This is a genomic window from Pseudacidovorax sp. 1753, assembly GCF_040544975.1.
Taxonomy (GTDB): Bacteria; Pseudomonadota; Gammaproteobacteria; order Burkholderiales; family Burkholderiaceae_C; genus Xenophilus.
On record NZ_JBEPKY010000025.1, the window covers coordinates 54,474 to 68,264 of the forward strand.

The following is a 13,791-nucleotide window of genomic DNA, read 5'->3' on the forward strand; positions in this document are numbered from 1 at the left end:
GATTACTTGTCGCTGCCGTCCAGCTTGGCACGCAGCAGGGCGCCCAGGCTGGTGGTGCCGGCGTTCTCGCGGGCCGACTGCTGGTTCAGGCTGGCCATGGCTTCCTGCTGGTCGACCATGTCCTTCTGGCGGATGGACAGCTGGATGCTGCGGTTCTTGCGGTCCACGTTGGTGACCACGGCCGTGACTTCGTCGCCTTCCTTCAGCACGTTGCGGGCATCTTCCACGCGGTCGCGGGAGATTTCCGAAGCGCGCAGGTAACCGACGACGTCGCCGCCCAGATCGATCTCGGCACCACGGGCATCCACGGTCTTGACCTTGCCGGTCACGATCTGGCCCTTGTCATTGACGGACGAGAAGGTGGTGAACGGGTCGCCGTCCAACTGCTTGATGCCCAGGCTGATGCGCTCGCGGTCCACGTCGACGGCCAGCACGATGGCTTCGACTTCCTGGCCCTTCTTGTAGTTGCGCACGGCGGTCTCGCCAGCTTCGTTCCACGACAGGTCGGACAGGTGCACCAGACCGTCGATGCCGGCAGCCAGACCCACGAACACGCCGAAGTCGGTGATCGACTTGATCGGGCCCTTGACGCGGTCGCCGCGCTTGGTGTTCTGCGCGAATTCCTGCCAGGGGTTGGCCTTGCACTGCTTCATGCCCAGGCTGATGCGGCGCTTGTCCTCGTCGATTTCCAGGACCATGACTTCCACTTCGTCGCCCATGGAGACGATCTTGTTGGGAGCCACGTTCTTGTTGGTCCAGTCCATCTCGGACACGTGCACCAGGCCTTCGATGCCCGGCTCGAGTTCGACGAATGCGCCGTAGTCGGCGATGTTCGTGACCTTGCCGAACAGACGCGTGCCCTGCGGGTAGCGGCGCGACACGCCCAGCCACGGGTCGTCGCCCATCTGCTTGAGGCCCAGCGAGACGCGGTTCTTCTCGGTGTCGAACTTGAGGATCTTGGCGGTGATTTCCTGGCCGGCCTGAACGACTTCGCTCGGGTGGCGGACACGGCGCCAGGCCATGTCGGTGATGTGCAGCAGGCCGTCGATGCCGCCGAGGTCGACGAAAGCACCGTACTCGGTGATGTTCTTGACCACGCCGCGGACGATGGCGCCTTCCTTCAGCGTCTCCATCAGCTTGGCGCGCTCTTCGCCCATCGAGGCCTCGACCACGGCACGGCGCGACAGCACGACGTTGTTGCGCTTGCGGTCGAGCTTGATGACCTTGAACTCCATCGTCTTGTTTTCGAAGGGAGTCAGGTCCTTGATCGGACGGGTGTCGATCAGCGAGCCCGGCAGGAAGGCGCGGATGCCGTTGACCAGCACCGTGAGGCCGCCCTTGACCTTGCCGCTGGTCGTGCCGGTGACGAATTCACCGGATTCCAGGGCCTTCTCGAGCGCCAGCCACGAAGCCAGACGCTTGGCCGTGTCGCGCGAGAGGATGGTGTCGCCGTAGCCGTTCTCGACGGAGCCGATGGCCACGGAGACGAAGTCGCCGGCCTGGACTTCGAGTTCGCCCTTGTCGTTCTTGAATTCGTCGATCGGCACGTAGGCTTCGGACTTCAGGCCGGCATTGACCACGACGTGGTTGTGCTCGACGCGGACCACCTCGGCGGTGATCACTTCGCCCGCGCGCATTTCGGAACGCTTCAGGGACTCTTCAAAGAGGGCGGCAAAAGATTCGGACATTGAGTTTCCTTCCGGTCTCTCCAGGTTTCCAGCCGCCCATGCAACATCGCGTGCGGCTGTTTCTATGACTGGAACCGGTGGTTTGGGCAGTGAAGCCCGGGGGTTGAAGTTGAACAACCAGCAGGCCGGTGCGCTGACGCGCGAGGGGAGCCTGGCTGGAGCGATAGGCGCACCCGGCAGGGCCGGGGCGCCGAGCCCGACGAAAGCGCTTAATGCGTCTCGAAGGGCTGCACCTGCCGCCACCAGTCCAACACCTGCGCGACCGACTGATCGATGCTGAGGAAGGAGTTGTCCAGGAGGCGGGCGTCCTGCGCGGGTTTGAGCGGGGCGACGCTTCGATTCGAATCGCGGGCGTCGCGTGCTTCCAGGTCCGCGCGAAGGTCGGCGAGTATAGCGGGAATTCCTTTGGAAATCAATTGCTTATGCCGCCGCTCGGCCCGGTGCTCGGCACTGGCCGTGAGGTAGACCTTCAGCGGCGCGTCGGGGAAGATCACCGTGCCCATGTCGCGGCCGTCGGCCACCAGCCCGGGCAGGCGGCGGAAGCTGTGCTGCAGTTCGGTGAGGGCCGCCCGCACGCCGGGCAGGGCCGACACGCGCGAGGCGTCCATGCCGGCCGCCTCGGTGCGGATGGCGTCCGTCACATCCTCGTCGGCCAGCAGCACACGGCCGGCGTCGAAGCGCAGCGGCAGCGCGCGGGCAATGGCGGCGATGGCGGCCTCGTGGGCCGGCTCCGGCTCCAGGCCGGCCCGGCGGGTCGCGAGACCCGCCACGCGGTACAGCGTGCCCGAGTCCAGGTAGTGGTAGCCCAGCCGCAGCGCCAGCTCGGCCGCCAGCGTGCCCTTGCCCGAGGCGGTGGGGCCGTCGACGCAGAGCACCGGCACCTCGTCCGCCGCGACGACCGAGAACAGGGTCTCGAAATAGTCGGGGAAGGTCTTGGCGACGCATTTCGGATCGAGGATGCGCACCGGCTGGCGGTCCGGGTTGAAGGCCGCCAGGGAGAAGCACATGGCCACCCGGTGGTCGTCGTACGTGTGGATGGCGGCCGGCTTCCAGCCGCCGGCGGGCAGTGGATGCACGACGATGAAGTCCGGCCCCGATTCGACGGTGGCGCCCAGCTTGCGCAGCTCGGCCTCCATGGCGTCGATGCGGTCGGTCTCCTTCACGCGCCAACTGGCGATGTTGCGAAGCCGGCAGGGGCCATCGGCATACAGCGCCATCACGGCCAGCGTCATGGCGGCGTCCGGAATCGCGTTGCAGTCCAGGTCGATGGCCTTGAGCGGCCAAGCGCCGCGACGCACCTCGAGCCAGTTGGGGCCGCTGTCCACCTGCGCGCCCATCTGGCGCGCGGCGTCGATGAAACGGATGTCGCCCTGGATCGAGTCGGCGCCCACGCCTTCGATGCGGATGCCGTTGCGCCCCGGCAGCGGTGCGGCGAGCGCGCCCAGGCCGATGAAGTAGCTGGCCGAGGACGCATCCGCCTCGACATGAATGCGCCCGGGCGTGAGGTAGCGGCTGCCCTGCGGGATGGTGAAGCGGCGCCATTCCTCGCGCTGCACCTGGATGCCGAAGCGGGCGAGCAGGTTGAGCGTGATCTCGATGTAGGGCTTGGAGATCAGCTCGCCCACCACCTCGATCACCACATCGCGGCTGCCGGCGGCCAGTGGCAGGGCCAGCAGCAGCGCAGTGAGGAACTGGCTCGACACGTCGCCCCGCACGCGGATGGGGGTGTCGAGCTGCAGGGCCGAGATCTGGGCCGGGCGGATGCGCAGTGGCGGATATCCCGGGTTGCCCAGGTAGTCGATGGGACAGCCCAGCTGCACCAGGGCGTCGACCAGATCGCCGATCGGCCGTTCGTGCATGCGCGGCACGCCGCGCAACTGGAAGTCGCCGCCCAGCAGCGCGAGCGCCGCCGTCAGCGGCCGCATTGCCGTGCCGGCGTTGCCCAGGAACAGGTCGGCCTGCCGCTGCTTCACCTGCCCGCCCAGGCCTTCGATGCGCAGCACCGCGCCATCACGGGTGAGGGTGCAGCCCAACTGGGCCAGCGCTTCCAGCATCACGCGCGTGTCGTCCGAATCCAGCAGGTCGTGGATCTCGGTTGTGCCGCTGGCCAGTGCAGCCAGAAGGAGCACGCGGTTGGAGATGCTCTTGGAGCCGGGCAGCCGTACGGCGCCGCCAGCGCCGGACAGCGCGGGAAGGTCGAGGAACTCGGTGGCGTACATGGAAGAGGCAGATGAAGGAGGGCCGCGGGAATCGGGGACTCAGCGCTCGAACGCGGGGGCGACAAGGATCACCATCGGCCGACGCGCGCGTGCGCTCAGTGGGAGAAGGCGGGCTTCAGGGCGGCGCGGGCACGGCTGGCCCGGCCGATGGCATCGCTGAGGCCGCTCGCGTCGCCTGCGGCGATCTGCGCCTCGAAGTCCGCCAGCGCCTCGCGGAAGGTGCGCGATTGACGCAGGACTTCCTCGCGGTTGGCCAAGAGGATGTCGCGCCAGACGGCCGGATCGCCGGCGGCGATGCGCGAGAAGTCGCGAAATCCGGGACCGGCGAGTTCGAGCCAGCGGGCGCCATCGGGTTGCTGCGCGATGGACTGCATGAAGGCGAAGGCCAGCAGGTGGGGCAGATGACTCACCGCCGCCAGGGCGGCATCGTGGCTCGCGGCGTCCATCGTCAGCACGCGGGCGCCGATCCGGCTCCAGACCTCGATGGCGCGCTGTACCTGCTCGGCGCGCGAGCGTTCGGTGGGCGTGAGGATGACATGCCGGCCCACGAACAGCGCGCCTTCGGCATGCTCGACGCCTGCGACTTCCTTGCCGGCGATGGGATGGGCGGGCACGAAGTTGCCGACCTGATGCTGCAGCGCGCGAAGGCCGGCCTGCACCACGTCGCCCTTGGTCGAGCCCACGTCCATCAGCAGCGTCTGCTCGCCGAGGCCGTGGCGGATGGCGCTCAGCGTCGACTCCGTCGCGGCCACGGGCACCGCCAGCACCACGAGGTCGGCGCCTGCGACCGCCTGCAGGGCGGAAGGCGCCCCGGTGTCGATCACACCCAACTGGCGCGCGCGCTCGGTGGTCGAGGGCGACTTGCTGTAGCCGACGACCCGGCGCACCAGCCCCGCCTGGCGCAGCGCCAGGGCAAAGGAGCCGCCGATGAGGCCACAGCCGATCAGGCCGAGTTGCTGGAACATCCTCGGACTCAAGCCTTGACGGGATAGGCGCCGATGATCTTGAAGAACGCGCACAGGCCGCGCAGTTCGGCCAGGGCCGCGGCGACGTTCGGCTGGCTGGGATGGCCGTCGAGGTCGATGTAGAAGTAGTACTCCCACTGGCCGGTGCGGGCGGGGCGCGACTCGAAGCGCGTCATCGAGACCTTGTGCTCCTTCAGCGGCACGAGCAGATCATGCACCGCACCCGGCTTGTTGGGCACCGAGACCACGAGGCTGGTCATGTCGCGTCCAGAGGCCGGCGGCATCGCCAGCGTGTGCGGCAGGCAGATGACGGCGAAGCGCGTGCGGTTGTACGGATCGTCCTGGATGGCATGGGCCACGATGTGCAGGCCGAACTGCGTGGCGGCACGTTCGCCAGCGATGCCGGCCCACGCCGGGTTGGTGGCCGCCAGGCGGGCGCCTTCGGCATTGCTGGAGACGGCGCGCCGCTCGGCCTTCGGCAGATGCTTGGACAGCCAGCCGTGGCACTGCGCCAACGCCTGCGGATGGGCCATCACCACTTCGATATCGTCCAGCGAGTTGCGGCTGCACAGCAGGTTGTGGCGCACCAGCAGGCTGACCTCGCCGACCACATGGGCGGGCGAATGCAGGAACAGGTCGAGCGAACGGGCGACGGCGCCTTCGGTGGAGTTCTCCACGCCCACCACGCCGTACTGCGCGCTGCCGGCGGCCGTGGCGTGGAAGACTTCGTCGAAGGTGGCGCAGTACACCAGATCGGCCGCACCGCCGAAGTACTCGATGGCGGCTTGTTCGCAGAAGGTGCCTTCGGGGCCCAGCACCGCCACGCGCTGCGGCGATTCGAGTGCCAGGCAGGCGGACATGATCTCGCGCCAGATGGCTTCGACGTGCGCGCCCTTGAGCGGGCCGGGGTTGTTGCGCTTGACCTTCTCGATGACCTGCGCGACACGGTCAGGCCGGAAGTAGGGCGTGCCTTCGCGCTTCTTCACCTCGCCCACCAGTTCTGCCACATGGGCGCGCTGGTTCAGCAGGTCGAGCAATTGGGCGTCCAGCGCATCGATGCGCTCGCGTAGAGGCGCGAGGCTGTCGGCGGCGGAGGAGGAGGGGGGGGGAGGGGATTGGTCAGCAGTCATCGAGCGGACTCACGCCTGTATTCAGGCGTGCAGGCGCTCGAATTCTCTCATGTAGGACACAAGTGCCTGAACGCCTTCCAGCGGCATGGCGTTGTAGATGCTGGCGCGCATGCCGCCCACGGACTTGTGGCCCTTGAGCTGCAGCAGCCCGGCCGTCTTCGCGCCTGTCAGGAAGGCCTCGTTGCGCGATTCGTCGGCCAGCAGGAAGGGCACGTTCATGCGCGAGCGGCAGGCCGGATCGACCTTGCTCACATAAAAGGCCGATGCGTCGATGAAGTCGTACAGCAGCTTGGCCTTGGCGATGTTGCGCGCCTCCATGGCAGCCACGCCGGTCAGCTCGCCTTCCTTCTGCTGCAGCAGCCACTGGAAGGTCAGGCCCGCCATGTAGATGCCCCAGGTCGGCGGCGTGTTGTACATCGAATCGTTCTCGGCCACGAGCTTGTAGCTGAAGGCGCTTGGGCAGATCGGCAGGGCGCGGTCGAGCAGGTCTTCGCGCACCACCACCAGCGTCAGGCCGGCGGGGCCGAGGTTCTTCTGGGCACCACCGAAGGCCAGGCCCACACGGCTCCAATCCACGCTGCGCGATGCGACATGCGAGGAGAAGTCGATGACCAGCGGCGCGTCGCTGCCGAGGGCTTTCAGGTCGGGCAGTTCCTGGAACTCGATGCCGTTGATCGTCTCGTTGGAGCACAGGTGCACATAGGCGGCGTCTGCGCTCAGCGACCACTTGGCGGCTTCAGGAATCGCCACATGGCCGCCTTCGGCGTTGGTGGCGGCCATGCGCGCCTTGCAATACCGGCCCGCTTCCTTGAGCGACTTCGTGCTCCAGCTGCCGGTGACCACGAAGTCGACCGTGCCACCGCGCGAGAGGTTCAGCGGCACGATGGCGTTCTCGCCCAGCCCACCGCCCTGCATGAACAGGATTCGGAAGTTGGACGGCACCGCCAGAAGCTGGCGGAAGTCAGCCTCCGCCTGCCCGATGATCTCGCCGAATTCCTTGCCGCGGTGGCTCATCTCCATCACGCCCATGCCGCTGCCGTGCCAGTCGAGCATCTCCGCTGCCGCGCGGCGCAGCACGGCCTCGGGCATGGCGGCCGGGCCGGCAGAGAAGTTGTAAGGACGGCGTGGGGCGGCGGGTGTCATTCGGCGGCGGGCGGCGGGCGGCGGGCGGCGGGCGGAGGCGCAGGCAGGGGTTACTTCTTGGCGGGGGCCTTGGGTGCGGCGCTGCCGCTGGTGCCGCTGCTGCTTGCACCGTTGCCCTTGGCCGCACCACCATCGGTGGGCGCGCCCAGGGCCTTGGCGACGTTGGTGTCCAGGGCGCGCAACTTGGGCTCGACCGACGTGCGGGTCTCGGCCACCAGTTTCTCCGTCAACGCGTTCTGCAGCTGCGGATTGAGTTCCTGGTATTTCTTGCTCACCGGCGAGCTGACCCAGGCCACGAGCTGGCGCATCTCTTCTTCATTGAAGTTCTGGTCCAGCACCGGCGTCAGGGCCGCGGGAGCCAGTTGGACGGCCTTGTCGCGCACCAGCGGATAGGCGTCGTCGAAGTACTTCTTCAGTTCGGCGTCGGCGGCCTTGCCGGCGGCTTCGCGCTTGGCCTCGGGCACTTGCGTCTGCAGGTAACCGGCACCCGCGCGGGCGATCGGCAGGCTCGACTCTTCGACCAGGCCCCGCGCCAGCGCTTCCACGCCCGGACGCTGCAACTCGATGAACTGCTTGATGAGGGCAGCCTTGTCCTGGGCCCAGGCGCCGGAGACGGCTGCAGCGAGCGTGGCGCCGATCAGGGCGGTCTTGATGTGTTTCTTCATTGAGGGTTCTCCTGGGATGGATCTGCGGCGTCTTCCGCATCGGCGGCCGCGTTGGCGTCGTTCTCGACGATGCGCTGCAGCCCGCTGAGCTTGGCGCCTTCGTCGAGGTTGATGAGCGTGACACCTTGCGTCGCGCGGCCGAGTTCGCGGATTTCTGATACGCGTGTACGTACCAGCACGCCCTTGTCGGTGATGAGCATGATCTCGTCATCCACATGCACCAGCGTGGCGGCCACGACCTTGCCGTTGCGCTCGCTCTGTTGAATCGCGATCATGCCTTTGGTTCCCCGGCCGTGGCGGGTGTACTCGGTGATGCTGGTGCGCTTGCCGTAGCCGTTCTCGGTGGCGGTGAGCACGCTCTGCGTCTCATCCTCGGCCACCAGCATGGCGATCACGCCCTGCCCGTCCTCCAGCATCATGCCGCGCACGCCGCGGGCATTGCGGCCCATGGGCCGTACGTCGTTCTCGTCGAAGCGCACAGCCTTGCCGCCATCGGAGAAGAGCATCACATCGTGCTTGCCGTCCGTCAGTGCCGCGCCGATGAGGTAATCGCCGTCATCCAGGTCGACGGCGATGATGCCGGCCTTGCGCGGGTTGCTGAATTCGTCGAGCGCTGTCTTCTTGACGGTGCCCATCGACGTGCCCATGAAGATGTAGCGGTCGGACGGGAAGTTGCGCGTGTCGCCGGTCAGCGGCAGCACCACGGTGATCTTCTCGCCCTCGGCCAGCGGGAACATGTTGACGATCGGTCGGCCGCGCGAATTGCGCGAGCCCGAAGGCACTTCCCACACCTTGAGCCAGTACAGCCGCCCGCGGTTGGAGAAGCAGAGGATGTAGTCGTGCGTGTTCGCAATGAAGAGCTGGTCGATCCAGTCGTCTTCCTTGGTCGCGGCGGCCTGCTTGCCCCGACCGCCGCGCTTTTGCGCCCGGTACTCGGAGAGCGGCTGGCTCTTGATGTAGCCGCTGTGCGAGAGCGTGACCACCATGTCGGTGGGCGTGATCAGGTCTTCGGTGGAGAGGTCCTGCGCGCTGTATTCGATCTCGCTGCGGCGCGCGCCCAGCTTGGTCTGGCCAAACTCTTGCCGCAGGGCGCCGAGTTCCTCGCCGATGATGACCGACACGCGCTCGGGCTTGGACAGGATGTCGAGCAGGTCGTCGATCTCCGCCATCACTTCCTTGTACTCGGCGACGATCTTGTCCTGCTCTAGGCCGGTCAGGCGCTGCAGGCGCATCTGCAGGATTTCCTGTGCCTGCGTCTCGGAAAGGCGGTAGAGGCCGTCGCCCATCAGGCCGTAGATGCGCTCCAGGCCTTCGGGCCGGTAGTCGTCGGCATTGATGGTGCCGCCGTCGGCGCGCGCGCGGGTGAGCATCTCGCGCACCAGCTTGCTGTCCCACGAGCGGGTCATCAGCTCGGCCTTGGCCACCGGCGGCGTGGGCGACTCGCGGATGATGCGGATGAACTCGTCGATGTTGGCCAGCGCAACCGCCAGGCCCTCGAGCACGTGGCCGCGCTCGCGCGCCTTGCGCAGGTTGAACACCGTGCGCCGCGTCACCACCTCGCGGCGGTGCTGCAGGAAGACCTGCACCAGGTCCTTCAGGTTGCACAGCTTGGGCTGGCCATCCACCAGGGCCACCATGTTGATGCCGAAGGTGTCCTGCAGCTGCGTCTGTTTGTACAGGTTATTTAAGACCACCTCCGGCACTTCGCCGCGCTTGAGCTCGATCACCAGGCGCATGCCCGACTTGTCGGACTCGTCCTGGATGTGGCTGATGCCCTCGAGCTTCTTCTCGTGCACCAGTTCGGCCATGCGCTCCTGCAGCGTCTTCTTGTTCACCTGGTAGGGCAACTCGTCGACGATGATGGCCTGGCGCTGGCCGCGGTCGATGTCCTCGAAGTGGCACTTGGCCCGCATCACCACCTTGCCGCGGCCGGTGCGATAGCCTTCCTTGACGCCGTTGATGCCATAGATGATGCCTGCCGTCGGGAAGTCGGGTGCCGGCACGATCTCCATCAGGTCGTCGATGCTGGCGTCGGGGTGGCGAAGCAGATGCAGGCAGGCGTCCACCACCTCGTTCAGGTTGTGGGGCGGAATGTTGGTGGCCATGCCCACCGCAATGCCGCCTGAGCCGTTGACCAGCAGGTTGGGCAGGCGGCTGGGCAATACCAGTGGTTCTTTTTCGCTGCCGTCGTAATTGGGGCCGAAATCGACGGTTTCCTTGTCGATATCCGCCAGCATTTCATGCGCGATTTTTGCAAGGCGAATTTCGGTATATCGCATCGCCGCCGCACTGTCGCCATCGACCGAGCCGAAATTGCCCTGGCCATCCACCAACATGTGGCGCATGGAGAAATCCTGCGCCAGACGCACGATTGTGTCGTAGACCGACTGGTCGCCATGCGGGTGGTACTTGCCGATGACATCGCCAACGATACGGGCCGACTTCTTGTAGGGCCGGTTCCAGTCGTTGTTGAGCTCGTGCATCGCGTACAGCACACGGCGATGCACGGGCTTGAGGCCATCCCGCGCGTCGGGCAGGGCGCGCCCGACGATCACGCTCATCGCGTAGTCGAGATAGCTGCGCCGCATCTCCTCCTCGAGGCTGATGGGCAGGGTTTCCTTGGCGAACGATGTCATGAGGCGGCAGCAGGTCGGCGGGCGAAACGGTGGATTTTACGTCGCCCGCGGTGTCGCGAGACAGCAACACAAGTGCGGCTTTCCGTTGCAGTCCTACGCCGGCCGGGGCGGGCGCGCCCGGTTTGAGAAAGACCCTATGGCACAATGAACTCCAGCGTTTTGGGTGGTGGTCACTTGAGACGTCCTTGTTTCGCGGCTGCGGCTGCGGCTTTTTCCCCAAGAGGAGAACCATGAAGAAACTGAATAAAGTGGCGATGATGTTTGCAGTCGCTGCGCTCGCCACGGCCGCCGGCGCGCAGACCAAGGTCACCGCCGCGAACGGTGGTCCCGTGATCGACAACTGGCAGAACGGCACTGGCGAGCTGGTCTGGAAGAACGGCACCAACGAACTCTGCTGGCGCGATGCCAACTGGACCCCCGCCACGGCCGCCGTGGGTTGCGATGGCGCTCTGGTTACCGCTGCCCCCGCTCCCGTTGCTGCGCCCCCGGCTGCCGTGACGCCGCCCGCGCCGCCTGCACCGCCGGCCGTTGCCGCTTCGAAGGTCACCTTCGCTGCCGACGCCTTCTTCGACTTCGACAAGTCGGTCCTGAAGCCGGAAGGCCGTGCCAAGCTGGACGATCTGGTCTCCAAGATCAAGGGCATCAACCTGGAAGTCATCATCGCCGTGGGTCACACCGACTCCATCGGTACCGATGCCTACAACCAGAAGCTGTCGGTGCGCCGTGCCGAAGCCGTGAAGGCCTATCTGGTCTCCAAGGGCATCGAACGCAACCGCGTGTACACCGAAGGCAAGGGCGAGAAGCAGCCCGTCGCCGACAACCGTACCAAGGAAGGCCGCGCCAAGAACCGTCGCGTGGAAATCGAAGTGGTGGGCACCCGCGCCAACTGATTTCGATCAGCCCGCTGAAAACCCCGCCTCGGCGGGGTTTTTTTATGGCCATTCCTCGCATCCGGTCGATGACTTCGACGCGAACTCCATAATTCAACGATGACGGCAACTCATCCCAACGCAGATCCGGCCGAACTGGCCAAATTTTCTGAACTGGCCCACCGCTGGTGGGATGTGGACAGCGAATTCCGCCCCTTGCACGAGATCAATCCGTTGCGGCTCGAATGGATCGAGGGGCAGGTGCCTCTTGCGGGCCAGCGCGTGCTGGACGTTGGTTGTGGTGGCGGCATCCTATCGGATGCCATGGCGCGTCGCGGCGCCGACGTCCTGGGCATCGATCTGGCGGGCAAGGCGCTCAAGGTCGCGCAATTGCACGCCCTCGATGCAGGCACCCAGGGCGTGCGCTATCGCGAGGTGGCGGTGGAGGCGCTGGCCGAAGAGGCTCCCGGCAGCTTTGATGTCGTCACCTGCATGGAAATGCTGGAGCATGTGCCGAAGCCGGCTTCAGTGGTTCAGGCCTGCGCCAAGCTGGTCAAGCCTGGTGGATGGGTGTTCTTTTCCACCATCAATCGCAATGCCAAGGCGTTCATGCTGGCGATCGTGGGCGCGGAGTACGTGCTGAACATGCTGCCGCGGGGAACCCATGAATACGCCAAGCTGATCCGGCCGGCGGAGCTTGCGGCGCACTGCCGGGCGGCATCGCTGATGATCGATCACTCGCGGGGGCTCCAATACAACCCGTTGACCCGCCGTTACTGGCTCAACGACGACGTGAGTGTCAACTACATGCTGGCAACGCGGCGCGCGGTCCAGGCGGCCGGCGCATGAGCACAGTGCCCTGGCAGGACATTCAGGCGGTCCTGTTCGATCTCGACGGCACCCTCGTCGACAGCGCGCCCGAACTGGGCGCGGCCGCCGATCGGATGCGGGTCGAACGGGGCATGGCCTCGCTGCCGCTGAGCGCCTACCGGTCCATGGCTGGCGCCGGTGCGCGAGGCATGCTGGGTGTGGCATTCGGGCTGCGACCCGAGGACGCGCAGTTCCCTGAGCTGAGGGAGGAGTTCTTCAAGAACTATGAAGCGCTCATGCTCGATGGCACCCATGCCTTCGAGGGCGTCGAGGCACTCATCACCCAACTCGGCTCTCGTCGCCTGCCCTGGGGTGTGGTCACCAACAAGGCCAGCCGCTTCACGGTGCCACTGACTGGGAGCATGCCGTTGTTCCGCACAGCAGGGGCGATCATCAGCGGGGACACCACGCCGCATTCGAAGCCTCATCCGGCGCCGTTGCTCGAGGCGGCACGGCGCATGGGGGTGGACCCTGCCCGCTGCGTCTATGTGGGCGATGACCAGAGGGACATCGTCGCAGGTCGGGCCGCTGGCATGAGGACGGTTGCCGTTGCCTATGGCTACCTTGGCGCGGAGGCCGATGTCACCCTTTGGGAGGCGGATGCGGTGATTTCTTTGCCCCTCGACCTCTTGCAATGGTTGCCGTCGGCCTAAAATGAACGGTTCTGGGGCTGCATTGGTTTCGACGTGGGTTCGGGACCGCAGTGGTGCATGTCGAGCTGAATGTGCTCGTAAAACAGATTCAAACAAACTAACTGCAAACGACGAACGTTTCGCACTCGCAGCCTAATCGCTGCGAGCCTTGCAACAGTCGGCCGATGGGCTGGGCAAGGGGGCGTTAGAGCAATCTGACGCCTCCCGGCTGCAAGGTTAATCACATTGGCTGGCAGCGGTCCGGGTACCTTGGGCCGTTGCGAGATCTAAGGGTGCTGGCTGTCGGCAAAGCGTGCGTCTGCGCGTTGCCGGTGGCGAGATCCAAAACAGAGCGCTAAACATGTAGATCTGCGCGGCGAAGGCTTGCGGACGGGGGTTCAAATCCCCCCAGCTCCACCACACATCAGCGTTGCTATCGCCAACGCCCTCCGAGCCCGGACTGCGAGCCAGATCCGGGCTCATTTCTTTGATGCCTGCCTTGCCGCACCCTGTGGGACAGAGCGCTGGGGCGAGCCCGCAAAAAAGCCCGGCGGTGCCGGGCTTTCGTGCATGCGCTGATGCAGCGTTCAGGCGGCCTTGACGCTCTTCTTGGCCTTGGCCTTGTGGGCGACCTTGTGCTTGGTGGCCTTCTTGGTGTGCTTGGCCGAGGCGGCCTTCACGGCCGGCGCGTCGGTCGGCGCCGCGGCGGGGGCCTGGGCGAAGGCGCCGGTGGCGATCAGACCGGCGGTGGCGAAAGCGAGAAGCTTCTTCATAAGAACATCCTTTGGGATTGACGGTTTTTGGGACTGCCTTGATGAGCACTCAGCCATACACGGGATCGTGGCCGGCTGCTTGTAAAACGGCGCAGACGCGATCCGGTTGACGGCGCCGGTGAACATCGCGCGGGTACCCCATGCGCCCCGTCGCCTGGAGGGCCGCGTCTAGAATTCCTTGCCACGCCGGCCCATCCGCGG

At 66.1% G+C, this 13,791-nt stretch carries 11 protein-coding genes and 1 other RNA gene; 4 read left to right on the forward strand and 8 right to left on the reverse strand.

What is annotated here, in order from left to right:
* Positions 1 to 2: 2 nt before the first annotated feature.
* The 7 genes from rpsA to gyrA all read right to left on the reverse strand — a co-directional run bounded on the left by rpsA (position 3) and on the right by gyrA (position 10,446).
* The gene (gene rpsA / locus ABIC63_RS25275) at positions 3 to 1,688 is read right to left on the reverse strand and encodes a 30S ribosomal protein S1 (RefSeq protein WP_354321809.1); all 1,686 of its coding nucleotides are present in this window, start codon (positions 1,686 to 1,688) and stop codon (positions 3 to 5) included.
* Between the two features lie 209 nt (positions 1,689 to 1,897).
* On the reverse strand, positions 1,898 to 3,907 hold the full coding sequence (locus tag ABIC63_RS25280; RefSeq protein ID WP_354321810.1) for a bifunctional 3-phosphoshikimate 1-carboxyvinyltransferase/cytidylate kinase: 2,010 nt from the start codon (positions 3,905 to 3,907) through the stop codon (positions 1,898 to 1,900).
* A gap of 95 nt (positions 3,908 to 4,002) precedes the next feature.
* Complete coding sequence (locus ABIC63_RS25285; RefSeq protein WP_294378583.1) at positions 4,003 to 4,872, reverse strand: prephenate dehydrogenase; 870 nt, start codon at positions 4,870 to 4,872, stop codon at positions 4,003 to 4,005.
* Between the two features lie 8 nt (positions 4,873 to 4,880).
* The gene (gene pheA / locus ABIC63_RS25290) at positions 4,881 to 6,002 is read right to left on the reverse strand and encodes a prephenate dehydratase (RefSeq protein WP_294378585.1); all 1,122 of its coding nucleotides are present in this window, start codon (positions 6,000 to 6,002) and stop codon (positions 4,881 to 4,883) included.
* Positions 6,003 to 6,023: 21 nt separating this feature from the next.
* Complete coding sequence (serC, locus tag ABIC63_RS25295) at positions 6,024 to 7,145, reverse strand: 3-phosphoserine/phosphohydroxythreonine transaminase (RefSeq protein WP_294378587.1); 1,122 nt, start codon at positions 7,143 to 7,145, stop codon at positions 6,024 to 6,026.
* A 50-nt stretch (positions 7,146 to 7,195) separates the two neighbouring features.
* Positions 7,196 to 7,810 (reverse strand): DUF2059 domain-containing protein, encoded by a 615-nt coding sequence (locus tag ABIC63_RS25300; RefSeq protein WP_294378588.1) that lies wholly within the window; start codon positions 7,808 to 7,810, stop codon positions 7,196 to 7,198.
* On the reverse strand, positions 7,807 to 10,446 hold the full coding sequence (gene gyrA / locus ABIC63_RS25305; protein ID WP_294378589.1) for a DNA gyrase subunit A: 2,640 nt from the start codon (positions 10,444 to 10,446) through the stop codon (positions 7,807 to 7,809). The genes ABIC63_RS25300 and gyrA overlap by 4 nt, the downstream gene beginning before the upstream one ends.
* Positions 10,447 to 10,676: 230 nt before the next feature.
* Here gyrA and ompA point away from each other — a divergent pair, with 230 nt between their 5' ends.
* The 4 genes from ompA (at position 10,677) to ssrA (ending at position 13,237) form a co-directional block, all read left to right on the forward strand.
* Positions 10,677 to 11,336: an outer membrane protein OmpA gene (ompA, locus tag ABIC63_RS25310; protein ID WP_043113615.1), complete on the forward strand. Its 660-nt coding sequence runs from the start codon at positions 10,677 to 10,679 to the stop codon at positions 11,334 to 11,336.
* Between the two features lie 99 nt (positions 11,337 to 11,435).
* On the forward strand, positions 11,436 to 12,164 hold the full coding sequence (gene ubiG / locus ABIC63_RS25315) for a bifunctional 2-polyprenyl-6-hydroxyphenol methylase/3-demethylubiquinol 3-O-methyltransferase UbiG (RefSeq protein ID WP_294378590.1): 729 nt from the start codon (positions 11,436 to 11,438) through the stop codon (positions 12,162 to 12,164).
* On the forward strand, positions 12,161 to 12,838 hold the full coding sequence (locus ABIC63_RS25320; protein WP_354321811.1) for an HAD-IA family hydrolase: 678 nt from the start codon (positions 12,161 to 12,163) through the stop codon (positions 12,836 to 12,838). The genes ubiG and ABIC63_RS25320 overlap by 4 nt, the downstream gene beginning before the upstream one ends.
* Before the next feature lie 13 nt (positions 12,839 to 12,851).
* Positions 12,852 to 13,237, forward strand: a transfer-messenger RNA (tmRNA) gene (gene ssrA / locus ABIC63_RS25325).
* A 167-nt stretch (positions 13,238 to 13,404) separates the two neighbouring features.
* On the opposite strand, the gene ABIC63_RS25330 is transcribed toward ssrA, so the two are convergent.
* Positions 13,405 to 13,590 (reverse strand): hypothetical protein, encoded by a 186-nt coding sequence (locus tag ABIC63_RS25330; protein WP_017757035.1) that lies wholly within the window; start codon positions 13,588 to 13,590, stop codon positions 13,405 to 13,407.
* Between the last annotated feature and the right edge of the window lie 201 nt (positions 13,591 to 13,791).